22 protein-coding genes are annotated in these 22,625 nt (G+C 72.7%); 5 read left to right on the top strand and 17 right to left on the bottom strand.

The window, feature by feature from the left end:
- The first annotated feature begins 158 nt into the window (after positions 1 to 158).
- Positions 159 to 995, top strand: coding sequence for a BTAD domain-containing putative transcriptional regulator (locus tag ACBR40_RS34245; RefSeq protein WP_371251398.1), 837 nt, complete (start codon positions 159 to 161; stop codon positions 993 to 995).
- Here ACBR40_RS34245 and ACBR40_RS34240 read toward each other — a convergent pair.
- Genes ACBR40_RS34240 through ACBR40_RS34230 form a run of 3 tightly spaced genes read right to left on the bottom strand, consistent with a single transcriptional unit; the run spans position 992 to position 5,168 of the window.
- On the bottom strand, positions 992 to 2,326 hold the full coding sequence (locus ACBR40_RS34240; protein ID WP_371251397.1) for a hypothetical protein: 1,335 nt from the start codon (positions 2,324 to 2,326) through the stop codon (positions 992 to 994). The two genes, ACBR40_RS34245 and ACBR40_RS34240, sit on opposite strands and share 4 nt — an antisense overlap.
- Complete coding sequence (locus ACBR40_RS34235; protein WP_371251552.1) at positions 2,323 to 4,407, bottom strand: glycosyltransferase; 2,085 nt, start codon at positions 4,405 to 4,407, stop codon at positions 2,323 to 2,325. The genes ACBR40_RS34240 and ACBR40_RS34235 overlap by 4 nt, the downstream gene beginning before the upstream one ends.
- Positions 4,408 to 4,409: 2 nt before the next feature.
- A complete protein-coding gene (locus ACBR40_RS34230; protein ID WP_371251396.1) occupies positions 4,410 to 5,168 on the bottom strand; it encodes a WecB/TagA/CpsF family glycosyltransferase in 759 nt (252 codons plus the stop codon).
- Between the two features lie 177 nt (positions 5,169 to 5,345).
- On the opposite strand from ACBR40_RS34230, the gene ACBR40_RS34225 reads away from it, so the two are divergent.
- Positions 5,346 to 5,894 carry a dTDP-4-dehydrorhamnose 3,5-epimerase family protein gene (locus ACBR40_RS34225; protein ID WP_371251395.1) on the top strand — a complete coding sequence of 183 codons (549 nt, stop codon included), beginning with the start codon at positions 5,346 to 5,348 and terminating at the stop codon, positions 5,892 to 5,894.
- Here ACBR40_RS34225 and ACBR40_RS34220 read toward each other — a convergent pair.
- Together ACBR40_RS34220 and ACBR40_RS34215 are read right to left on the bottom strand one after the other, a co-directional pair.
- Positions 5,833 to 7,200, bottom strand: coding sequence for an O-antigen ligase family protein (locus tag ACBR40_RS34220; protein WP_364459216.1), 1,368 nt, complete (start codon positions 7,198 to 7,200; stop codon positions 5,833 to 5,835). The two genes, ACBR40_RS34225 and ACBR40_RS34220, sit on opposite strands and share 62 nt — an antisense overlap.
- Positions 7,197 to 7,910, bottom strand: coding sequence for a hypothetical protein (locus ACBR40_RS34215; RefSeq protein ID WP_371251394.1), 714 nt, complete (start codon positions 7,908 to 7,910; stop codon positions 7,197 to 7,199). The genes ACBR40_RS34220 and ACBR40_RS34215 overlap by 4 nt, the downstream gene beginning before the upstream one ends.
- A 153-nt stretch (positions 7,911 to 8,063) precedes the next feature.
- On the opposite strand from ACBR40_RS34215, the gene ACBR40_RS34210 reads away from it, so the two are divergent.
- Entirely contained in the window at positions 8,064 to 8,864 is an 801-nt protein-coding gene (locus ACBR40_RS34210) for a 2OG-Fe(II) oxygenase (protein ID WP_371251393.1), read from the top strand.
- Positions 8,865 to 8,868: 4 nt separating this feature from the next.
- On the opposite strand, the gene ACBR40_RS34205 is transcribed toward ACBR40_RS34210, so the two are convergent.
- Positions 8,869 to 9,696: a hypothetical protein gene (locus ACBR40_RS34205; protein ID WP_371251392.1), complete on the bottom strand. Its 828-nt coding sequence runs from the start codon at positions 9,694 to 9,696 to the stop codon at positions 8,869 to 8,871.
- 132 nt (positions 9,697 to 9,828) lie between these two features.
- Between ACBR40_RS34205 and ACBR40_RS34200 the strand changes: the two genes are divergently transcribed.
- A complete protein-coding gene (locus tag ACBR40_RS34200) occupies positions 9,829 to 10,971 on the top strand; it encodes an acyltransferase family protein (RefSeq protein ID WP_371251391.1) in 1,143 nt (380 codons plus the stop codon).
- Here the strand turns inward: ACBR40_RS34200 and ACBR40_RS34195 are convergent.
- Genes ACBR40_RS34195 through ACBR40_RS34160 form a run of 8 tightly spaced genes read right to left on the bottom strand, consistent with a single transcriptional unit; the run spans position 10,934 to position 19,170 of the window.
- Positions 10,934 to 11,827 (bottom strand): glycosyltransferase family 2 protein, encoded by an 894-nt coding sequence (locus ACBR40_RS34195; RefSeq protein WP_371251390.1) that lies wholly within the window; start codon positions 11,825 to 11,827, stop codon positions 10,934 to 10,936. The genes ACBR40_RS34200 and ACBR40_RS34195 overlap by 38 nt on opposite strands.
- Complete coding sequence (locus tag ACBR40_RS34190) at positions 11,828 to 13,276, bottom strand: oligosaccharide flippase family protein (protein ID WP_371251389.1); 1,449 nt, start codon at positions 13,274 to 13,276, stop codon at positions 11,828 to 11,830.
- 19 nt (positions 13,277 to 13,295) lie between these two features.
- Positions 13,296 to 14,240: a hypothetical protein gene (locus ACBR40_RS34185; RefSeq protein WP_371251388.1), complete on the bottom strand. Its 945-nt coding sequence runs from the start codon at positions 14,238 to 14,240 to the stop codon at positions 13,296 to 13,298.
- Positions 14,240 to 15,493 (bottom strand): DUF4910 domain-containing protein, encoded by a 1,254-nt coding sequence (locus tag ACBR40_RS34180; RefSeq protein WP_371251387.1) that lies wholly within the window; start codon positions 15,491 to 15,493, stop codon positions 14,240 to 14,242. The genes ACBR40_RS34185 and ACBR40_RS34180 overlap by 1 nt, the downstream gene beginning before the upstream one ends.
- 11 nt (positions 15,494 to 15,504) lie before the next feature.
- Positions 15,505 to 16,524, bottom strand: a complete 1,020-nt coding sequence (locus ACBR40_RS34175) for an SDR family oxidoreductase (protein WP_344208205.1) — start codon at positions 16,522 to 16,524, stop codon at positions 15,505 to 15,507.
- A gap of 2 nt (positions 16,525 to 16,526) precedes the next feature.
- Positions 16,527 to 17,198 carry a PIG-L deacetylase family protein gene (locus ACBR40_RS34170; RefSeq protein ID WP_371251386.1) on the bottom strand — a complete coding sequence of 224 codons (672 nt, stop codon included), beginning with the start codon at positions 17,196 to 17,198 and terminating at the stop codon, positions 16,527 to 16,529.
- Complete coding sequence (locus ACBR40_RS34165; RefSeq protein WP_371251385.1) at positions 17,177 to 17,953, bottom strand: glucose-1-phosphate cytidylyltransferase; 777 nt, start codon at positions 17,951 to 17,953, stop codon at positions 17,177 to 17,179. Before ACBR40_RS34165 ends, ACBR40_RS34170 begins: the two co-directional genes overlap by 22 nt.
- Positions 17,950 to 19,170 carry a methyltransferase domain-containing protein gene (locus tag ACBR40_RS34160; protein ID WP_371251384.1) on the bottom strand — a complete coding sequence of 407 codons (1,221 nt, stop codon included), beginning with the start codon at positions 19,168 to 19,170 and terminating at the stop codon, positions 17,950 to 17,952. The genes ACBR40_RS34165 and ACBR40_RS34160 overlap by 4 nt, the downstream gene beginning before the upstream one ends.
- Before the next feature lie 56 nt (positions 19,171 to 19,226).
- Between ACBR40_RS34160 and ACBR40_RS34155 the strand changes: the two genes are divergently transcribed.
- Positions 19,227 to 19,805: a dTDP-4-dehydrorhamnose 3,5-epimerase gene (locus ACBR40_RS34155; protein ID WP_344208209.1), complete on the top strand. Its 579-nt coding sequence runs from the start codon at positions 19,227 to 19,229 to the stop codon at positions 19,803 to 19,805.
- Here ACBR40_RS34155 and rfbD read toward each other — a convergent pair.
- Genes rfbD through ACBR40_RS34140 form a run of 3 tightly spaced genes read right to left on the bottom strand, consistent with a single transcriptional unit; the run spans position 19,787 to position 22,625 of the window.
- The gene (gene rfbD / locus ACBR40_RS34150; RefSeq protein WP_344208210.1) at positions 19,787 to 20,638 is read right to left on the bottom strand and encodes a dTDP-4-dehydrorhamnose reductase; all 852 of its coding nucleotides are present in this window, start codon (positions 20,636 to 20,638) and stop codon (positions 19,787 to 19,789) included. The genes ACBR40_RS34155 and rfbD overlap by 19 nt on opposite strands.
- A complete protein-coding gene (gene rfbB / locus ACBR40_RS34145) occupies positions 20,635 to 21,561 on the bottom strand; it encodes a dTDP-glucose 4,6-dehydratase (RefSeq protein WP_371251383.1) in 927 nt (308 codons plus the stop codon). Before rfbB ends, rfbD begins: the two co-directional genes overlap by 4 nt.
- A complete protein-coding gene (locus ACBR40_RS34140) occupies positions 21,558 to 22,625 on the bottom strand; it encodes a glucose-1-phosphate thymidylyltransferase (protein ID WP_371251381.1) in 1,068 nt (355 codons plus the stop codon). The genes rfbB and ACBR40_RS34140 overlap by 4 nt, the downstream gene beginning before the upstream one ends.

Genomic DNA, 22,625 nt, shown 5'->3' with positions numbered 1-22,625 from the left:
GATGACTGACGTACGGACCATCAGCCAGTTCCCGAGTGTGCGGATGACCAATTTCATTTACGTTTCAACACAGTTTCCTCACGAGCGTTTTCCGGCGCATTCGAGCGGCATATCCTTCGTCAGCGAAAGAAGATCGGATACGTGCAGCTGGGGGAACCATGCAGTTCCGCATCCTGGGCGCGCTGGAGGCGACCGACGCGGACGGCCTCGTGCCGCTGCGTTCGGTCAAGCAACGCAGCCTCCTCGCCCTGCTGCTCTGCCACGACGGGACCGTCGCGCACAGCGACGTCCTCATCGACGCACTGTGGGGAGCCGAGGCCGGTGACGCCGGGCAACAGCGCCTGCGTCTCCAGCTCCACCGGCTCAGACGCACGCTCGGCGAGCACGTCCCCATCGCCCACCAGGCCACGGGCTACCGGCTGAGGGTGCCGGCGGAGGACGTGGACGCCCGCCGGTTCGAGCTGCTGGTCCGGCAGGGCCGCTCGGCGCTCGCCTCCGGGAACGACGCGACGGGCAGCGCCCTGCTCCGCGCGGGCCTCGACCTGTGGCGCGGCCCGGCGCTGTCCGGGCTGGACGACATCCACCTGCTGCACCGCCAGGCCACCCGGCTGGAGGAGCTGCGGCTGGCCGCGCTCGGCGAGCGCGTGGAGGCCGACTTACGACTCGGCCGGCACGCCGCCCTGGTGGGTGAGCTGTCCACGCTGGTACGCGAGCACCCGCTGCGCGAGACCTTCCGCGGGCAGCTCATGCTGGCGCTCTACCGCAGCGGGAGGCAGGCCGAGGCGCTGGACGTCTACCAGTCCGGGCGGCGCATCCTCACCACGGACCTCGGCCTGGAGCCCGGCCCCGAGCTGCGCAAGCTGCACGCGGCCATCCTCAGCAGCGACTCCTCGCTGTCGGCGGGGCGGGCGGCGCCGCACGGCCGGCTCGTGCACCGGCGGGCCGGCCCCCGGCACGGGCGCGGCTGCCCGCACTGCGGCCCCCGCCGCCACTAGGGCGTGATCCGGTAGATGTGATAGGAGCTCTCGCTGGTGAAGGTGTCGGTGAAACGTCCTGAGGCGTCCACGGGCAGGCGCCGGTTCTCGAACATCACCTCGACCTGACCGGGTGACAGGCCGCCGGGCAGCGTGAACGTGTGCGCTCCCGGCCGGCCCTCCGCCGACGGCATGGCGAACAGGTAGTACGCGCCCTGGTGCGCCTTCAGCATGGTGTCCACGCCGGGGCCGAAGCCGTACTCGACGGACTGGGTGTTGAGGACCGGGGCGAGCTGCCTGATCTGCCGGTTCACCTCGATGACCGCGGGCCGGGTGGTGACGCCGCAGGCGTCGCGGAGCACGTGCTGGCTCTGGCAGGGGCCGCCGAAGCTGTGGTTGAAGTAGATGACGCCCCTGGCCCCGTGGATCAGCGAGCTCATCACCGCCCCCTTGACCTCGTCCGGCTCGATCTGCCGACGGTCCTCGGCGGCGGGGCGGCCGACCTCGACGAAGGCGTAGATGGGCTGGAGCTTGCCGTCGAGGGCGTCCAGCTTGCGCTGGCGGTCGATGAGCAGGCCGTAGTTGGCCGCGCGGCGGCAGCGGTCCTCGCCGGCCCAGTGCAGCCAGTTCTGCCCGTCGAGGCAGGCGAAGTAGCTGGTGTACCAGTAGACGTCGAGGGAGACGAGGTCGGTGTAGTCGTTGACGAACCGGCCGGCCTGGCGGTCGTTCTGGTAGATCATGACGCCCTTGCCGTAGTTGGCGTAGTGCGGGCGGCCGTCCTTGGGCAGCCGGTCCTTCAGCGTCTTCATGACGGTGTAGCCGCAGCGTTCCTTGTGCGGGTCGTCCGGGATGCAGAGGGGGCCCTCGCCGGGGAAGTTGCCGGTCCAGCCGTCGTCGCCGGGGCCGGCCCACATGTCGGCCTCGTCGGTGATCAGCCAGGCGACGGTCTCGGCCCCGTAGTCCTTCAGCGGCTTGCTGGGAACGGCGAACAGGCCGTTCTTCCTGATCAGCGCCATGTCGCTGGTCTCGGTCAACTCGATGTAGGTGTTGATGCCGGCTTCGACGTCCTTGTTCACGTCGTCCTGGGTGATGACGGACTCGTACCAGACGCCGATGGGGAAGAACGCCGGGTTCGTCCAGCCGGCGGCCTTGGTGCTCGCGAAGCGGTCGTAGTAGGCGGGGCCGCCCTCCCAGGGGACGCGCGGCAGCCCGGCGACGTCCGGACGCGGGGCGGCCGTGCCGGACGGGCGCGGGGCCGGCTCGCCCTCGGACCTGCCGACGACCACCCACACCAGGGCCGCGGCGGCGAGCAGCGCCACCGCGGCGAGGACCAGCCGGCTCGCCCGCGTCAACGCTCCCCCTCGGCCAGCTCCAGCAGCCGGTCGGCCCGCGACGACCAGGACATCCCCAGCACCGACGCCCGCAGCTCGGCGGCCGGCCGCGGGCCGCCCTCCGCCAGCGCGGCCTTGACGGCCGCCACGAACGCTTCGGGCGTGGCCGCGACCCGCACGCGGTCCCGGTAGTGGACGAGCTCGGGGAAGTCCGTGCTGACCACCGGCAGGCCCAAGGCCAGGTACTCCTTCAGCTTGATCGGGTTGGCGTGCCTGATCCACGCGTTGTCCTGCCACGGCATGATCGCCACGTCGAAGCCGGACGCGTACGCCGGGACGCGCTCGTAGGGCACGAAGCCGAACCAGCGCACGTTGGGATGGGCGGTCAGCCGCTCCATCGGCGCGGTGGCGTCACCGATGAGCACGAGCGAGGCCTGCGGCAGCTCGGCCGCTAGGCGTCCGAGCAGCCCGACGTCCACGACGAACTCGTCCAGAGCGCCGAAGAACCCCACGCGCGGCCCCGGCACGGCGGCGAGGTCGGGAGGCGGTTCCGCGGCCCTGGTGAAGTGGTCGGCGTCCACGCCGTGGTCGAGGAAGCACGCCCGCTCGCCGGTCAGCTCGCGCTCCTCGGCCATCAGCGTGCGGCTCGCGTAGAGGACCCGGTCGGCGCGGGCCAGCAGCTCGTTCTCCATCGCCCCGATGACGGCGGCGTCCGCCTCGGGGAAGGCCGAGTGCCGGTCGGAGCGGTTGTAGAGCAGCGCGTGCCGGGGCATCGGGCGCACCACGTCCCAGGCCGTGGGGATGGTGACCACCATCACGGGGCGGCGCAGGCCGAGCGCCAGGCACACCGCCCGCACCTGGGCGCGTACGAGCAGGGCGTTGACCCGGCGCAGGACCGGCGAGCCGTAGAACGGCAGCGGCAGCGGCGACATCACGTGGAAGCCGGGGAACGGTTGCCGCAGGAACTTCGCCACGCTGCGCAGCTTGCGCAGGACGCGGCGGGTGACGTGGGTGGTGGTGCCCGGCGCGGGCATGCGCATGCCGATGCTGTTGACCACCAGCACCTTGCGGCGGCCGGCGAGGGCGCGCATGAGCTGGAAGTCGGAGTGCGCCCGGTTGTGGTACCACCAGTCCTGGGCGGCGAAGCAGACGTACCCGGGCGGGTCGGCGGTCCTCGGCGGGTCGGCCGCGTCCGGCTGCTCGGCCGCGCCCGGCTGCTCTGGCCAGCGCGGCAGGCGGACGAGGGCGCGCAGGGCCGCCCGGTGCTTGGCGCCGCCTTGGCCGGGCCGGGTGAGCGCCCGGATCGCCTCGTTGAGCAGCACCGCGCCGCGCATGGCGAGGGCGCGGGCCTGGCCGTGCCGCTCGCGGTGCAGCCGGACCCGGTTGGCGGTGGCGAGCGCCCAGAGACTGCTGGAGGTGCCCTGCTCGCCGCCCAGGTGCACGGCGTGCGCCCGCGGCTCGTAGCGGACGGCGAAGCCGTGCTCGCCGGCCCGCAGCATGTACTCGGTCTCCTCGGAGTAGAGGAAGTAGCGCTCCTCCAGCGGCCCGAGCGCGTCCAGGCAGGCGCGGGAGACCAGCCAGGCCGCGCCGGTCGCCCAGTCGGCGGTGCCCGGCCGCTCGTACGCGCCCGCCGCCACGACCAGCTCCCCGAGCGCCGGGACCCGGCCGGCCCGGTGGCCGCCGAGCAGCGCCTCGCCGAGCGCGCGCAGCACGGTGGGTCTCCTGCGCAGCGAGAAGTGGACCGTCCCGTCCTCGGCGGTGAGCCGGGGCACCGCGATCCCGGTGCCGGGCACGGTCAGTGCCTCGCGCAGCGCGGTGATCGCGCCGGGGGCGAGGCGGATGTCCGGGTTGAGCACGAGCACGTCGCAGCCGGACGCGGCGGCGATCCCCGCGTTCACGCCGCCGGCGAAGCCCGCGTTGCGGCCGGTCGGGACCACCTCGACGGCGGGCAGGGCGGCGCGGGCCGCCGCGATCGTGCCGTCGGCCGAGTCGTTGTCCACGACCAGCACCCGGGCGTCTCCCGCGCCGGCTTCCTGGAGCGAGCGCAGGCAGTCGCCGACGACGCGCTCGCTGAAGTACGTGACGATGACGATCGCCAGCATGCTCACCTTCCCAGGAGACGGAGACGGGCGCGGAGCGCGCCGGTCAGCAGGCGCACGGCGAAGGGGGCGTCGTGGAGCAGGTAGCGCCGGAGCAGGCGGCGCGGTTCGAGCGCGAGCCGGTGCAGCCACTCGCCGCCCGCGCGCTGCAGGGCCTCGGGGGCGCGGCTGAACTGGCCGGCGGCCATCGCGATGCCCGCGCCGCAGCCCAGGAACCAGGCGGCGGGCAGCTCGGGCCGCAGCTCCGTGATCAGCCGCTCCTGCTTGGGGAAGCCGAGTCCGACGAGCACGAGGCCGGGCCCGGCCTCCCTGACGCGCTCGACGACCGCGCGCCGGGCGGCGGGGTCGGCGTCGAACCCGTACGGCGGCGAGTGCGTGCCCGCGATCCGCAGCGCCGGGTAACGTTCCAACAGGGCCCGCGCGGCGGCCTCCGGCACTCCTTCGTCGCCGCCGAGCAGGTAGACGGGCCGGCCGTCGCGGGCGGCGCGCCCGGCGAGGGTGTGCACGAGCGAGGCGCCGGTCACCCGCTCAGGGATCCGGGTGCCGGCCAGCCGGCCCGCCCACACGACCGGCATGCCGTCGGCGACGACCAGCTCCGCGCGGGCGACGAGGGCGGCGAGCGCCGGGTCGCGGGTGGCGGCGCGGACGATGTCCACGTTCGCGGTGACGATGGCGCCGCCCCGGCCGGCGGCCCACTCGCGGGAGACGTGGTCGGCCACTCCGGTCTCGGTGACGGCCATGACGTGCACGGCTCCGACGCGCACGCGCGCGGGAGGACCGGCCGTGGTGAAGGGGTCCGTGAAGGGGTCTGCCGGAATGTCCTCGCTCCTTCGCCCTGGCCCAGCCCAGCCCGACCTTTCGCCCGAATCATCGGCATTATGGAGAAATCCGTTACGTGTGGGTCTGGCAGTAAGTGCGAGCCCGCCAGCAGGATGAGGGGCATGAGAGTGGAGCGCGGCGCCCTCGACGGCGTCCTTCTCTTCGTCCCGACGCCGCACCACGACGACCGGGGGTTCTTCACCCGGACGTTCGACGCGGAGATCGCCGGGAAACACGGTCTCGACCCCGCCGCCTTCATCCAGGACAGCCAGTCGCGCTCGCGGCTCGGCACGGTCCGCGCGCTGCACGGGCGGGTGGGGCGCGGCGAGGCCAAGCTCGTCAGGTGCGCCCGCGGCGCGATCCACGACGTGCTGGTGGACGCCCGGCCCGGCTCGCCGACGTACGGCAGGAGCATGAGCGTGCGCCTCGACGACGAGGACTTCGCCTGCCTGTACGTGCCGCGCGGCTTCCTGCACGGCTTCCAGGCGCTCACCGAGCAGGCCGACGTCTGCTACCGCATCGACAGGGAGCACGACCCGGCCGAGGACGTCTCGGTCCGCTACGACGACCCGGACCTGGCCGTCGCCTGGCCGCTGCCGGTGACCGCGATCAGCGCGCGGGACCTGGCGGCGGGGTCGTGGCAGGAGGCGCAGGCGCGGCTGCTCGGCTGAGCCGGGCCTCGCGGGCCAGCGCGCCGGCCGAGCCGACCAGCAGGAACGACAGCCCGGTGATCACCGCGTACGAGCGCAGGTCGAAGGTCGCGGCCCCGATGAGCGGCACCACCAGGCAGGCGGCCAGCGTCAGCCCGAGGTCGCGGTCGGCGGGGTCGGTGAGCAGCCGGCGGGCGCGCAGCGCCGACCAGATCCCGGCCAGGAAGAGCCCGGCGAAGGCCAGCACGCCGATGATCCCGGTCTCGACCGTGGTGAGGATGTACTGGTTGTCGAAGACCAGGTATTTGGGGGCGTACCAGGTGCCGAGGCCGCGGCCCAGCCACGGGTGGCGGGAGATCTCGGTGGCCGCGGCGGCGTAGTCCATGGTCCGCCAGCGCAGGCTGGAGTCGGTGGACAGGCCCGTGAACAGGTCCAGGATCGCGCCGAGCACCCCCGGCACGACCACCTTGACCGCGCCCAGGAAGACCACCATCGCCCCGAGCGCGAGCAGCCGCCGCCGACGCGGCCAGCCGACCAGCAGCACCGCCGCCGCCCCCGCCACGCCGACGAAGGCCGAGCGCGACACCGAGAACACCATCCCGGCCGCGATCAGCCCCGCGCACAGCCACCAGCGCAGGTGCGGCTGGCGGCGTTCGAGCGCCTGGAAGGCGAAGTGCAGCGCGATCGGCAGGATCATCGCGCACACGACCGCGAACTCGATCGGATGCCCGGTGGTCGCCGCCACCCTGCTCAGCCCGTTGCGCTCCACGACGAACAGCTCCTCCTGCGTGAAGCGCAGGCCGGGCAGCACCATGTACGGGGTCGGGTCGAACCTCAGCAGGAACTGCGCCGCGCCGATCACGCCGAGCACCGCGCCCATCGCCGCGACGGTCTTCAGCACCAGGTCGAGCCGGGCCCGGCCGCGTACGCCGTCCACGACGAGCAGCACGATCCCGATCATCGCGAACGCGCTCACCAGCATGTGGTCGGCGAGGTCGAGCTCGTCCCTCGGCAGGTTGCCGGCGGCGGCGTAGGCGTAGGTGGCGATCAGCGAGGAGGCGTAGACGAACACCGCGCTGCGGACGAGGGTGCGGCCCTTGGCCGCGCCGAGCGTGGTGGTGAGCTGCGCGCAGAACCACCACACCAGCGCGAACAGCCCCACGGCCTCGGCCGGCGTGATGGCGAACGAGAGCCCGCGGAACACCAGCCGGGCCGGGACGATCATCAGGATGACCACGAAGACGACGCCCAGCGTGGCCCCGTCGGCCGGGTGCGGCCTGGGCAGCCCGGCCACGGGCTCCGTCCTGGTGAGGGCGATCGCCTTCACGGGCGCAGCGCCAGCGGCTCGGCGCGCTCCGCGGGCTCGACGGGGGCAGGCCCGGCCCGCCTGCGGCGTCGCGCCGCGGCGAGGCTCTCCATCGCGTAGCCGGCGGTCAGCGCGGCGAACAGGCCGAGCGCCAGCACCGCCACGGCCGTGCGGCTCTTGCCGCCGCGCTGCTCCTGCGGCTCGGTGGGCGGCACCATCGGCGTGAGCTGGATGTAGGTGCTCACGGGCGCGCCCAGCACGGCCTGGCGGGCGGCGAGCTCGCTCCGCGCCTGCTCGACGAGCCGGGAGACCAGCGTGTGCGCGGTCTCGGCGGACGGCGACCTGGCGTTGATGATCACGAACGGCCCGCTGGCCAGCAGCTCGGGGTTGGGGCTGCCGTTGTGGACGACGTACGTGGTCTCGCCGCCGGGCGGCGCCCCCAGCCGGGCGGCGGTCTCCGGCGCGCTCAGCGCCTGGAGCAGGATCGAGGCCGCGACGTTGAGCGAGCCGTTGTAGTTGAGCAGCGGGTTCGTACGGGGGTTCGGGTAGGCGGGATCGTTTGGAACGCTCCCGCCGGTCACGGGGATGGTGAGCACGAGGACCGCGCCCGACTGGTAGACGGTCGGGACGGTGCGGTAGACGGCGAACGAGCCGCCGAGGGCCAGCAGCAACGCCGGTACGGTGACGTACCAGCGCCGGAACACGACCAGGACCGTCCCCCAGAAGTCCAAGGCGTTTTCCCTCCCGAACCGGATGAAACCCTCGATACGGACATCGGCCTCGGACGTATCCGGTGTTACTGGGAAATCCGTAACGAGATCACCTTATTTCACGATGTCACACCCGGGGCATTTCACGCCATTTCCGTAGGGTGGGGAGCATCGATGCCGATTTCCGACTTCACCTTCAAACGTGACAATCTCCTTCCGCTGGCGGACAGCCTGCGGGAGTCGTTCCTCAAGGCCAGTCCCTTCCGGCACGTGGTGATCGACGACTTCCTGCCTCCCGAGGCGCTGGAGCCGGTGCTCGCCGAGTTCCCCGAGCCGCGCGACGTCGAGTGGCAGCGCTTCGACAACGCCCGCGAGATCAAGCTCGCCCTCGCCGACACCGAGAAGATGGGGCCGGCCACCCGGCACCTGCTGTCGGAGTTCAACGGGCAGGTGTTCGTCGACTTCCTCGAACGGCTCACCGGCATCGAGCACCTGGTGTCCGACCCGCACTACGACGGCGGCGGCCTGCACCAGATCAGGCCGGGCGGCTACCTGAAGGTGCACGTCGACTTCAACCGGCACCGCAGGCTCAACCTCGACCGCAGGCTCAACGGCCTGCTCTACCTCAACAAGGACTGGGAGGAGTCCTACGGCGGGCACCTGCAGCTCTGGAACAAGGACATGACCCGCTGCGAGCACAAAATCCTGCCGGTGTTCAACCGTTTCGTGGTCTTCGCCACCACCGACGACGCCAACCACGGCCACCCCGAGCCGCTGACCTGCCCGGAGGACCGGGCCCGGCGCTCGATGGCGCTCTACTACTACACGAACGGGCGGCCGGAGGAAGAGACGCTGGACGAGCACGACACCCAGTTCAAGCAGCGGCCGGGCGAGGAGTGGAAGAGCAGCTTCCGCCAGGTGGCCAGGCGGTGGGTGCCGCCCGCGCTGGCCGACCTGGTCGGGCCGCGCAAGTAGGGCTTTAGCGGTCACCGCCGCCGCTGATGACGTCGATGGGACCGGTCTCGGCGTCGTCGACGGCCGGGTCGTGCGGGGTCCGGCCGTTCAGGCTGCCGGTCTTCTGGAGGGTCCCGTTCTCCTTGTTCTCCCCGTTCTCCCTGTTCTCCGTGTTCTCCTGAGCAGGGGGTTCGGGGGCGAGGCGGGCGGGCAGGCGCAGTTTCCCGCGCACGGCCGCGTAGGCCGCGCCGAAACCCGCCACCAGGCCGAGCAGCGCGCCGCCGACCGCCCCTTGGAGCTTGGGCGCGAGGTCCGCGTCGGGCCCGAGCCGCACCACGTCGTCGAGCTGGACGAACGTGACGGGGTGCGCCTTGAGCTCGTTCTGCCGGTCCTCCAGCTCCTCGCGGAGCCGTTCCTGTGCCGCCGCCAGCACCTTCGTCACCTCGGCCCTGGAGGCGGCCTCGACCTCGACGTAGACGAACGGGCCCGTGGTGCCGACGCCGAGCAGGGTCGGGTTCGTCCGCCCGTCGTCGATGGTGAGCTGAACCGGGCCGTCCTCGGGGGCGCCGACGGACCTGAAGACGTCGGGCGAGTTCATGGCCAGGATGAGGATGCTGGCGGTGGTCCTGAGGTCGTCGGAGAACTGCAGCAGCGGGTTGGTCTGGGCCAGCGGCTTGGTCCGGTCGATCGAGCCGCCGCCCGACGGGGTCACCAGGACCATGGAGGCGCTGGCGACGTACCGCTCGGGCAGGACGAGATATCCCGTGACGGCCAGCGCCGCGGTGAGGACGGCCACCGGTACGGCGACGAACTTGTTGCGGGCGAGACCCAGAATGGCCGTCCAGAATTCCATATATCCCCAGCCCGATTTGCAGCGCAACGGGACGTCGTTCATCCCCCCAGAAATACCGTTCCAATCAGGACATCGCGCCTTTCGACTTGCTTGTTACGTAAGCCGGTCAGATCGCGATATATCCGAGTGGGCATGGACGGGGGCGGGACGCGGCTCGGCGGGCTGGACGGGATTCGCGGCCTCGCCGCGCTCTTCGTGGTCCTGCACCACTGCTGGCTGCTGTCCTTCCCCGGCTTCCCCGCCGACACCGGGCCCGGCTGGGCGGGCTGGCTGCTCTACGGCCACTTCGCCGTCGTCGTCTTCATCGCCCTGTCGGGCTTCTCGCTCGCGGTCTCCCCCGCCCGCTCCGGCTGGCGGCTCGGCGGCCTGCGCCGCTTCGCCCGCCGCCGCGCCTGGCGCATCCTGCCGCCGTACTGGGCGGCGCTGCTGTTCAGCCTGGCGGTCGCCTGGCTGCTGGTGCCGCAGCCCGGCCAGCCCGTCCCGACCGCGAAGACGGTCGTCGTGTACGGGCTGCTGCTCCAGGACGTGATCGGCTCGCCCAGCCCCAACGGGGCACTCTGGTCGATCGCCGTCGAGGCGCAGCTCTACTTCGTCTTCCCGCTCCTGCTGCTCCTGGTGCGGCGGCTCGGCGCGTGGGCGATGGCGGGCGTGGTCGCGCTCGTGGTGGTGGCGGTGGGGGTGCTGGCCGCGTACGTGCCGGCCGTGGGGCTGCTCATGCGGCTGACCCCCCAGTTCGCGGTGCTGTTCGCGGCGGGCGTGCTGGCGGCCGGCGTGCTCCGGGCGCGGACCCGGCTCCCGCTGCACTGGGCGGCGGCCGGGGCGGCGCTCCCGGTGCTCGTCCTCATCGTGGTCCAGGGCTCGGAGTGGACGGTCGCCAGGTTCTTCTGGGTGGACCTCGCGCTCGCGCCCGCCGCCGGGCTGCTGCTCGCCGCGGTCGCCCTGGGACGGCCCCGGCCCCTGGTGCGCCTGCTCGACACGCGGCCGGTGCGCACGCTCGGCTCCTTCTCCTACAGCCTCTACCTGGTCCACGCGCCGATCGTGGTCGCCGTGAACCACTTCCTCGTGGCCCCGCTGCTGGCGCCGGGCACGGGCCGGCTGCTCGCGCTGCTGGCGGTGGCCGCGCCGGCGTCGGTGCTGTTCGCGTGGGGCTTCGCCGCGGCGTTCGAGCTGCCGTTCCAGCGCTACCGCAGCGCGGCCGCGTTGCGCGCCCGATTCACGGGGAGGACGCGCACGCCCGCTACCGGCCCGCCCCCAGCAGCCGGGTCGTCGCCATGAGCTTGCGGCCCCTGCGCACGGCCGTCACCCCGTGCCTGCGCAGGTACATCCCGGCCACCAGCGCCCGCCCCCGCCGCCGCTGCGCGGGCGTCAGCCCGACCTCGCCGAGGGCGCGCAACAGCTCCCTGCACTGCAGCAGCAGGGCCACGCGGACCTGCCAGGCGGGCACCCCGAGCTTGCGCGCGATGTCGCCCTGCTGCTGGACCTCCCACTCCCGCCCGGCCAGGATCTCGGGCACGTGGCCCCACGGCCCGGCGAGGGCCATGCGGGCCGCGTAGATCTCGTCCTCGCGCAGCATGGCCCGGCCCCGGTCCACCCGCATGATCCGCTCGCGGCGCATGAGGGCGTAGAGGGGGTCCATGACGAGGGGGTCCTCGTTGAGCACGCGCAGGCACTCGGCGAAGCGGTCCACCGGGTCGTCGGCGAGGTAGCCGGTGCCGGTGTAGGGGGCGGTCCTGGTCGAGCCGTCCGGGCACGCGTACGCCTGCTGCGTGGTGACCAGCAGCAGGCGCTCGTCGGCGGCGAAGACCTCCAGGCAGCGGGAGACGTACGTGGGGGCCAGCCAGTTGTCGTCGCCCGCCCACCGGTAGAACTCGCCCCGCGCCCGCCTGATGGCGTCGGCGAAGTTGGGGAACTGCCCGATGTTCTCCGGCTGCCGGTGGTAGACCACGCGGGGGTCGCTCGCGGCCCAGTCGCGGCAGATCTCCTCGGTGCGGTCGGTCGAGGCGTTGTCGCAGACGACCAGCTCAAGGTTCTGGTGGTCCTGGGCGAGCACCGAGCGGATCGTCCCCTCGATGCGGGCGGCCCCGTTGTAGACGGGCAGCCCCACGGAGACCAGCGAGTCGGCGAAGGACATTCAAGCGCTCCTAGTGACGAGTTTCCTCAGCGCGGCGCCCGGCACCACGACCAGCACGAAGACCAGCAGCCCCGCTCCGCCCGCCACGCCGAGCTGCACGAGCGCGTGCCCGCCCCGGGTGACGCTCTCCAGGACGGCCATCGCCGTCCCCGCCGCGACCGCGCCCAGGGCCGGGCGCACCAGGCCGGGCAGCACGGGCGCGAGCCGCACCCCCACGCGGTGCAGGACGAACACCGCCATCGGCACCGCGACCAGCACCGCGACCAGGGCGTGCGAGACGGCCGCGCCACGAATCCCGCCGAGGTGCGCCCCGGCGAGCAGGGCCGGCAGCAGGACGACCGCCCAGCCGAGGTTGAGCCAGACGGTGGTCCTGGTCGCGCCGAGCCCGGTCAGGATGTCCACCGCCAGGTACGAGATGAGCATCCGCACCACCATCAGGACCGCCAGCCAGCGCAGCACCCCGGCCGAGAAGTCCCACCGCTCGCCGTACAGGAACGTGATGAGCGGATGCGCGAGGAAGGCCATCACCAGAGCGGGCGGCAGCACGAACGCCACCATCACCGGCACCGACCTGCGCACCCCCTCCGACAGCGCCGCCGGGTCCTCCGACAGCCGGGAGAAGCTGGGCAGCGACACGTAGCGGAGCGCGGTGCCGATGATCCCCGGCACCCAGCTCGACACGTTGAACGCCAGCAGGTAGTAGCCGAGCTGCTCGGCCCCGAGCACGTTGCCGACGATGACGTAGTCGGCGTTCATGAGCAGGGCCTCCAGCCCGAACCCGACCGCCGAAGGGATGCCGATCCGCAGCAGCTTGCCGGCGGTCGCGCGGTCCCAGCCGACCCTGATCGGCAGCCAGCCCCAGAAGAAGATGAGCACGCCGGTGACCAGCGAGGCGGTGACCTGGCCCCAGGCGAAGGCGTACGCGCCCGCGCCGGCGAAGGCCAGGCTGACCGCCACCGCCGCGTTCGCCACGAAGCCGATCATGATGGCGAGCGTGAGCCGGTCCTGCTGGAAGCGCACCAGGAGGGTGGCGCTGCGCACGGCGGTGAACGCCTCGATGAGGACGACCGCGGTGAGCAGGCGCACCACGCCGGTGGCCTCCTCGTTGCCGGACAGCCGCGCGAAGACCGGCGCGAACAGCCAGAACGCGCCGTAGGCCAGGGTGGTGACGGCGAAGTTGAGCACGCTGGCGGTGGGCGCGATGTCCTCCACGCGCCCCCGCCAGTGGATGATCGCCGCCTGGATGCCGATGTCCTTGACGTGCATGACGATCTGCGTCGCCGCCAGCGCCACCGCGTAGACGCCGAAGTCGTCGGCGGCGAGCAGCCGGGCCAGCACCAGCCCCATGGCGAAGGAGCCGGCCCGGGTCACCAGGCTGCCGAGTACGGTCCAGCGCAGCCCACGGCCCGCCCGGACGCCTACCTCCTCGACACGTTCCGTCTCCTCCATGCGTTCCTTTCCTGTGCGGTCACACCCGTTCGAGCCAGATCTCCCGCCAGAACGGCACGAACTCGCGCGGGCAGTTGAGGCTGTGCAGGCCCTGGCAGACCACGTTCTCCAGCGTCACGCAGGGCGTCTTCATGGTGAGCAGCTCGCCGGTGCGCTCGTCGACGCAGCGCTCCACCACCGACTGGACGCGGGTGACGGTGCCGCAGTAGCGGGCCATCTCCTCCTCGAAGCCGAGGCCGCGGTTCTCCATGCGCTCGTTGAGCGTGGCCATGATCTCGTCCTTGGACCGGACGCGGACCAGCTCGCCGGGCTTCAGGTCGAGCGTCGCCGTCGGCGTCCGGCCGAGCAGGCCGGGCTTGAGGAAGCCCCAGCGGCGTCCTTCCTTCAGCCGCAGCCGCGGGGGCAGCACCCGCGTGCTGACCGCCTGGAGCCGGTTGAAGCCGCCGATCAGCAGGGCGTGGAGGGTGCGGAGCAGGCCGGCGTTGCCGGTGCGCACGTCGGCGACGTACTGGCCCATGCTGCGCACCGGCAGGCAGGCAGGCGCGGCCCGCAGCAGCTCGGTGGCCTGGCAGGAGTAGTGGTCGGGCCGGTCCGGCTTGCGGGTGCTCACCTCCAGCAGGGGCAGCAGGCGCGGGTCCGCGGCGTTCCGCGCGGGCGTCTCGCCGACCCGTCTGATCCAGGCGTCCTTCCAGTACATCGAGCAGTTCGTCTGGCAGCCGCCGTGGGCCGAGCCGTCGCAGCGCGCCCCCGTCAGGTGCACGGCCCGCTCCATCCGGCGCAGCCCGGTCCTGGTCTGGGTGTCGCACAGCTTGTGCGCGACCTTGTGCACGGTGAGGCGCCTGCCGCAGTAGGCCGCCATCTCCGGCATGAAAGGCAGGCCGTCGAGCTCGCCGCGCTCGTCCAGGGTGGCGCGGATCTCGGCCTCGCTCCGCACTTCCACCACGTCACCGACCTTGAGGTCCATCAGGCCTTCTCCTTCAGCAGTCCGGCGTCCAGCAGTGAATCGGCCGCCGCGTTCACGGCGGCGAACGGCAGTCCGGAACGATCGGCGATGTCGAGCAGGCCATGCTCCCCGTCTGACAGGTTCAACACCCATAACATCGCCATCTGGGCCTGTTTCGTGTCACTCCGGCCGCCCAGAGATCCGTAGAGCCCGCGGCGGCCGAGCTGCGGCTCGCCGTACGGGCTGAGGTTCACGTACGTGCGCTCGTGCTCCAGCACCTCGACGACCCGCGTGAGGGCGTCGAGGGTGTCCTTCATGGCCTGCGGAGTCACGAAATCCGGGTTGTCTCCCGAGGTGTGATATTCCGGGTATCCCGCGTACGGCGTCCTGGTCAGGCTGCCGAACGGCAGGTCGAAGCCCGGCGAGCAGAACTGGCGCTCGTCGTAGCCGTACGGGGAGAACTCCAGCACCTCGTGCGGCCGGCCGCGCAGCACGTGCGTGACCGCCCGGTCGATGAGCGCCTCGCCCCGCCGGCTCCGCTTGTACGTCAGCGCCCCCGGATCCCCCGCGCAGGCCAGCGTCAGCCCGGCCGCCACGCGGTGCAGGCGCGACCGGTTGCGCGCCAGCCAGGTGATCGCCCCGATCGTGCCGGGCGCGAACAGGAACCGGTAGGTGTAGCGGGGCTCGCGCAGCCGCAGCGCGAGCGCCACGGCCACCGCGATGCCCGCCAGGTTGTCGTTGGCGAGCGACGGGTGGCACACGTGGCAGGAGATCATCACCTCCTCGGGGAGCCGGCCGGGGACGACGTACTCGCCGTAGGTCAGCGCCCCGGGCGCGAGGGTCGAGTCGATGCGCACCTCGAAGGGGCCGTCCTCGTCGCGGAGCCGGTCGAGGGCGTCCTGGCTGAGGCAGAAGCCCCACGTCTCGGCGTAGTAGCTGGTCCGGTACGGCACCAGCCCCGGCTGCTCGGGCAGCGTGTGCAGCCGCGGGCGCAGCTCGGCCAGCGAGTACGTCCCCGACACCGGCACGCTGTAGCCCACGACGTGCAGGTTCGACTCCCGGAAGTCGATCACCCGCCGCCCGGAGGCGTCCTTGACGTAGGCGTCGCGGATGTTCCACTCCTTCGGCACCGTCCAGTCCAGGACCTCGCTCCCGGTCGGCATCTCCCGGACGGCCAGCGGCAGGCGCTCGCCGATGATCGCCAGGGTGCTCCTGACGCCGTCGCCGGTGATGCTGCGGCACAGGGGGTAGAGCCGGCGGACGAGCTCGTGCATCTCCTCGCCGGTCACGGCCGGAGCCCGGCGTCGATCGTGCCCGCCGCGCGCCGGTCCGACAGCCGGGCCAGCCGGGTGTAGCGCCGCTCGAAGTCGTGCTTGGTCAGCCCGTACGTCCGGTACGCCGTCACCAGCTCCTCCGCCCCGGCCTTGACCGACCAGCCGGCCTCGTAGCCGGGCAGCGCCCGCCGGATGCGCGAGAAGTCCACCCGGTAGGAGCGCGGGTCGCCGCCGCTCTCGCCGGTGATCGTCAGCTCCGCGCCCGGCACCGCCGCCGCCACCTCGTCGGCGATCTGCCTGACGGTCACGTTGTTGGCCTCGGTGCCCACGTTGAACGCGCGGGCGTGCACGGCCTCGCGCGGCGCCTCGATCGCCCGCAGGAACGCCTCGGCGATGTCGCGGGCGTGCACCAGGGGCCGCCACGGCGTGCCGTCGGACAGCACCCGCACCTCACCGGTCAGCACGGCGTGCCCGGCCAGGTTGTTGAGCACGATGTCGGCCCGCAGCCGGGGCGAGAACCCGAACGCGGTGGCGTTGCGCATGAACACCGGCGAGAAGTCGTCGTCGGCCAGCTCCGCGAGGTCGTCCTCCACCCGGACCTTCGACTCGGCGTACGGCGTCACCGGCCGCAGCGGCGCGTCCTCGTCCACCAGCGCGTCCCCGCCCGAGGCGCCGTAGACCGAGCAGGTGGAGGCGTAGACGAACCTGCGCACCCCCGCCTCGCGCGCCAGCCGGGCCAGCCGGACCGAGGCGTGGTGGTTGATGTCGTAGGTCAGGTCGGGCGCGAGCGAGCCGAGCGGGTCGTTCGACAGCGCCGCCAGGTGCGCGACGGCGTCGATGCCGGTCAGCGCCTCGGCGGGGACGTCCCGCAGGTCCACGGCGTGTCCCGGGGGGTCGGCGGGAGCCGGCCCGAGCAGGCAGTCGGCGAACAGGCCGGAGTCGAGGCCGATCACCTCGTGCCCCGCCTCGGCCAGCACCGGGGCCAGCACGCTGCCCAGGTAGCCCTGGTGGCCGGTCAACAGAATCCGCAAGGTCAGCCTCCGGAGGCCAGGTCGATGACGATCTTGTTGGTGTGGAACGCCTCGGCGTACCTGGCGCCGCACTCGACGCCGCGGACGCGGGCCAGGCCGAGGAAGGTCTCCCGGTCGTACCAGGGGCGGTGCCGCTGGGAGGGGTAGTGCTGCTGGAGCAGCCGCACTTTCGCCTCGGCCGTCTCGGGGTCGAGCGGCTGGTAGACCGAGGGGCGGCCGAGGTCGCCGTCCCATTTGACGATCTCGTAGCCGAGCGCGAGGCAGCCCCGCCAGACGGTCGGCACGAGCTCGGCGAGGCCGCGGTGGTCCTGGTGGGCGTCGCCCCGCCAGGGGGCGAGGATCAGGCCGGGCGCGGTGCGGGCGCGCAGGTCCTCCAGGGCGTTCTTGGCCTCGTCCCAGTGGGCGGGCAGCCGGCCGTCGGGCAGCTTGAGCACCGTGACGGCGAGGTCGGCCCCCGGGCAGAACGCCGCCAGCGCGGCCCGCTCCTCGTCCTCCCGCCCGGTGCCGCCGCCGGACAGCACCAGCGCGTCCACCCGCAACCCGGGGCGGCCGGCGCAGAGCGTGAGCAGGGTGCCGCCCGCGCCGATCGCGAGGTCGTCGCAGTGCGCGCCGAGCGCCACGACCGCGTCGAGCCGGGCCGGGCGCAGGCCCGTCATCTCTCCCACAGCGCCCACGGGCGTTCGCCCCTCGCCCAGGCGCTGTCCAGCTCCAGGCGCTGGTTCACGGTGTCGCTCGGCCGCCAGTAGCCCCGGTGCGGGTACGCGATCAGCCGGCCCCGCTTGGCCAGCTCGGCGCAGGCGTCCGCGACCAGGTCGCCGTCGCGCGGAAGGTGCTCGAAGACCTCCTGGCGCAGCACGAAGAAGCCGCCGTTGACCCAGAGCGGCAGCTCGGCCACCGGCGTGATGGCCCCGACCTGCCCGCTCTCGCCGACGTCCACGACGTGGAAGGTGTTGGTGGGCGGCACGACCATCATCGACGCCCCGGCGTCGGCGGCGGCGAAGCGGGCGATGATGTCCGGCAGCGGGGCGTCGGTGAGCACGTCCGCGTAGTTGGCGAGGAACATCTCGTCGTCGCCCAGGGACGGGCGCACCCGGCGCAGCCGCTCGCCGATGGTGGCGTCGAGACCGGTGTCGATCAGCGAGATCCGCCAGTCGGAGATGTCGGTCGACAGCAGCTCGACCTGCCCGTCCCGCAGCACGAAGTCGTTCGAGCCGGTCTCCTGATAAGTCAGGAAGAAGTCCTTGATGTGCTGGGCCCCATGGCCGAGGCACAGGATGAACTCCTTGTGCCCGAAGTGCGCGTAGTAGCGCATCACGTGCCAGACGAGCGGGCGCGGGCCGACGAGCTGCATCGGCTTCGGCATGGTGCCCCCGGGTAAGTCGCTGCGCATGCGGGTGCCGCGCCCGCCGCAGAACAGCACGACCTTCATCCCACGACCTCCAGGCTCGGGATGGGGAAGACCAGCCGGCCGCCCCACTCGCGGACGTACGAGAGCTGCTCGACCAGCTCCTCGCGCAGGTTCCACGGCAGCACCAGCACGTAGTCCGGCCGGTCGGCGGCGATGCGCTCCGGCGGGTGGACCGGGATGCGCGAGCCGGGCGTGAACCTGCCGTGCTTGTACGGGTTGCGGTCCACCGTGTACGCCAGCAGGTCCGGCCGGACCCCGCAGTAGTTGAGCAGCGTGTTGCCCTTGCCGGGAGCCCCGTAGCCGATCACCGTCTTCCCCGCGTCGGCGGCGTCGATGAGGAAGCGCAGCAGGTCGCGCCGGACCTTGGCCACGCGGGCGGCGAAGTCGGCGTACCCGGACAGCTCGTGCAGCCCGGCCGCCTTCTCCCTGGCGAGCACGTCCACCACCCGCTGCGACACGGGCGCCTCCTCCGGCTGCGCCCACAGCCTGATCGAGCCGCCGTGCGTCGGCAGCAGCTCCACGTCCACCAGGTGCAGCCCGCCGCTCGCCAGGGCACGCTGGGCGGAGGCGACCGTGTAGTACTGGAAGTGCTCGTGGTAGATCGTGTCGAACTGGTTGAGCTCCACCAGCGTCAGCAGGTGCTGCACCTCGATCGAGACCCGGCCGCCGTCGGCCACCAGCGCCCGCAGCCCCTCCGTGAAGCCGGCCACGTCGGGGACGTGCGCGTAGACGTTGTTGGCCACCACCAGGTCGGCCGGCCCGTGCCCGGCCCGCACCTGCCGCCCGGTCTCGGGGGTGAGGAAGCCGGTGAGCGTCGGCACGCCCTTCTCCGTGGCGGCCCGGCCGACGTTGGCCGACGGCTCGATGCCGAGGCAGCGCACGCCCCGCTCGACCACGTGCTGGAGCAGGTAGCCGTCGTTGCTGGCCACCTCCACCACGAAGTCGCCCGGCTGGAGCCCGGCACCCTCGACGAAGCGGCGCGCGTGCTCCACCCAGGAGGTCGAGTAGGAGGAGAAGTAGGCGTACTCGGTGAACGTCTCCTCCGGCGTGATCAGCGGCGGGAGCTGGGCCAGCCAGCAGCTCGTGCAGACCCGCAGGTGCAGCGGGTACGTCGGCTCCGGCGCGGCGAGCCGGTCGGCGGTGAGGAACAGCTCGCACGGCGGGGTCGCGCCGAGGTCCACCACCCCCGCGAGCTCGTCCGCGCCGCACAGACGGCAGGTCGTCACCTCGGTCGTCATCTGAAGATCCCTCCCAGGGCTCGTGCGCCGGAGCGGTGGTCTGGCATGCTGCGTTCGTGGATCAGCTCTCGATCGAAGGCTCGTGGCTCTTCACCCCTCGCGTGCACGCCGACCCGCGCGGCGCCTTCCTGGAGGCGTTCAAGGCCGCGGAGCTGCCGCACCCGCTCGGCGTGGCCCAGGTCAACTGCTCCGTCTCGCGCGCCGGCGTGCTGCGCGGGGTGCACTTCGCGGACGTGCCACCCGGCCAGGCCAAATACGTCACCTGCGTGTCCGGCGCCGTCCTCGACGTGGTCGTGGACCTGCGCGCCGGCTCCCCCACCTTCGGCCGCTGGGAGTCGGCGGTGCTGGACGACGAGACGCGCCGGGCGATGCTCGTCGCCGAAGGGCTGGGGCACGCGTTCATGGCGCTCAGCGAGCAGGCCACGGTCGTCTACCTGTGCTCGGCGACCTACAACCCGGCCGGGGAGCACGGGGTCAACCCGCTCGACCCGGACCTCGGCATCGAGTGGCCGGCGGGGCTGGAGCCGGTGCTGTCGGAGCAGGACGCCGCGGCGCCGTCCCTCGCCGAGGCGCTGGCGGCCGGGCTGCTCCCCGACTACGGCGCCTGCCGGGAGTTCTACGCCACGTTGCACTGACGGCTCCCCACCAGCACCGGCCAGGCGGCGTGCAGCGCCTCGCGCCAGTGGCGGATCGGCTCGCCCCTGCGGCAGGCGAGCACGCTGTTGGCCGGGCGGCGGGCGGGCCTCGGGAAGTCGGCGGTCGGCACCGGGCGCACCCGCTCGGGGTCCGCGCCGAGCAGCGCGAAGATCTCCCTGGCGAAGCCGTGCCAGCTCGTCTCGCCCGCGCTGGTCGCGTGGTAGACGCCGGGCGGCATATCCGCGCGGGCCAGCCGGACGAGGCTCACCGCCAGGTCGGCGGCCCACGTCGGCTGGCCGCGCTGGTCGTCCACGACGTCCACGCAGGGCCGCTCCCCGGCCAGGCGGATCATCGTGCGGACGAAGTTGGTGCCGCGCGCGCCGTAGAGCCAGGCGGTGCGGACGACGTACTGGCCGTGGTCCAGGGCGGCGCGCTCGCCCGCCAGCTTCGTGCGGCCGTAGGCGTTGAGCGGGCCCGTCGGGTCGTCCTCCCCGTACGGCCCCGCCGCCGCCCCGTCGAAGACGTAGTCGGTCGACACCTGCAGCAGCCGCGCGCCGGCGCCCTCGCACGCCTCGGCCAGCCAGCGCACCGCGTGGCCGTTGACCGCCAGCGCCTCGGCCTCGTGGGTCTCGGCGTCGTCCACGGCGGTCCAGCCCGCGCAGTTGATCACGGCGCCGGGCCGGTAGGCGGCCACGAACTCGCGCACCGCGCGCCGGTCGCGCACGTCCAGCTCGGCGCGGCCGAGCGCGAGCACCGGTTCGCCGGTGCTGGTCAGCCGGTCGAGGACGTCGGCGGCCAGCATGCCGCCCGCACCCGTGATCAGCCATCTCATCGGTCCCACCAGTCCCGGTGCTCGGCGTACCAGCGGACGGTGTCCTTGAGCCCCTGCTCGAACGGGACCTCGGGACGGTAGCCGAGCGCCCGCAGCTTGCGGTCGTCCAGCGAGTACCTGCGGTCGTGGCCCTTGCGGTCGGCCACGTGCTCGACCAGGTCCCAGCCGCGGCCGCACGCCTCCAGCAGGCGGCCGGTCAGCTCCCTGTTGGTCAGCTCGGCCGTGCCCGCGATGTGGTAGACCTCGCCGGGCGCGCCCTTCTCGGCCACCAGGCGGATGCCGGCGCAGTGGTCGCTGACGTGGATCCAGTCCCGTACGTTGCCGCCGTCGCCGTAGAGCGGCACCTTCTCGCCGCGCAGCAGCCGCGTCACGAACAGCGGGATGATCTTCTCCGGGTACTGGCGGGGGCCGTAGTTGTTGCCGCAGCGGGTGATCGAGACGTCCATCCCGTACGTGACCGCGTACGCGTGCGCGATGAGGTCGCCGGCCGCCTTCGAGGCCGCGTACGGCGAGCGCGGCCGGACCGGCGCGGACTCGTCCCACGAGCCGACGTCGATGGAGCCGTAGACCTCGTCGGTGGACACCTGCACCACCTTCGGCACCCCGGCCTCCAGGCACGCCTGGAGCAGCGTCTGGGTGCCGAGCGCGTTGGTGCGCATGAACTCGGCGGCGCCCGCGATCGAGCGGTCCACGTGGGACTCGGCGGCGAAGTTGACCACCAGGTCGTGGCCGGGCACGACCCGCGCGAGCAGGCCGGCGTCGCAGATGTCGCCGTGGACGAACTCGTGCCTGACGCCCTCGAGGTTGGCCCGGTCGCCGGCGTAGGTGAGCTTGTCGAGGACGGTGACGTCCATGTCGTGGAGGCTTCGGGCGAAGTGCGAGCCGATGAACCCCGCACCCCCCGTCACCAGGACTCTGGTCATGAGGAGATCTGTACCTTGCTGTGATCGCCGAGCACCAGACGGTGAGCTCGGGGCGTGTTGGGCGCGGGGGTGACCTCGGCGTCGTGGCCGATGAGCGAGAACTCCACGCGGCCCACCCCCGAGATCGAGGCGCGGGGCATGACGATGGAGTAGGCGATCTCGGCGTCGGCGAGCACGCAGTCGGCCCCGAGCGAGGTGGAGGGGCCGACGTAGCTGTCGCGGACGCGGGCGCGCTCGCCGATGATCGCCGGGCCGACCACGCGGGAGCGCTCGACCGTCGCGCCGCGCTCGACGACGACCCGGCCGACCAGCTCGCTGGCCGCGTCCACATAGCCGTCCACGCGCGGCTCGACCGACTCCAGGACCAGCCGGTTGACCTCCAGCATGTCGGTGACGTTGCCGGTGTCCTTCCAGTAGCCGGAGATCACCGAGGAGTCCACCCGCAGCCCTGCCTCGATGAGCCACTGGATGGCGTCGGTGATCTCCAGCTCGCCCCGCCAGGACGGCTTCAGCTCGGCCACGGCCGCGTGCACCGCCGGGCTGAACAGGTAGACGCCCACCAGCGCGAGGTCACTCTTCGGCCGCTCGGGTTTCTCCTCCAGCCCGATCACCCGGCCGGCGGCGTCCAGCTCGGCCACGCCGAACTGGCGGGGGTCGCCGACCCGGGTGAGCATGATCTGGGCGGATGGCCGCTCCCGCGCGAAGCGCTCCACCAGGCCGTTGATGCCGCCCACCACGAAGTTGTCGCCCAGGTACATCACGAAGTCGTCGTCGCCCAGGTAGTCGCGGGCGATCAGCACGCCGTGCGCCAGCCCGAGCGGCGCCTCCTGCCGCAGGTACGTCACCTCCAGCCCGAACGCCGACCCGTCGCCCACGGCCGCCTCGATCTCGGCGTGGGTGTCGCCGACCACCAGGCCCGCCTCGGTGATCCCGGCGGCCGCGATGGCCTCCAGGCCGTAGAACAGCACCGGTTTGTTGGCGACCGGCACGAGCTGCTTGGCCGAGGTGTGCGTGATCGGCCGAAGCCGTGTGCCCGACCCCCCGGCGAGCACGAGTGCTTTCAC

It is taken from the genome of Nonomuraea sp. AD125B (genome assembly GCF_041402765.1).
Taxonomy (GTDB): Bacteria; Actinomycetota; Actinomycetes; order Streptosporangiales; family Streptosporangiaceae; genus Nonomuraea; species Nonomuraea bangladeshensis.
The sequence above is the reverse complement of the archived record's forward strand: the minus strand, read 5'-3'. Positions and strand labels throughout refer to the sequence as shown.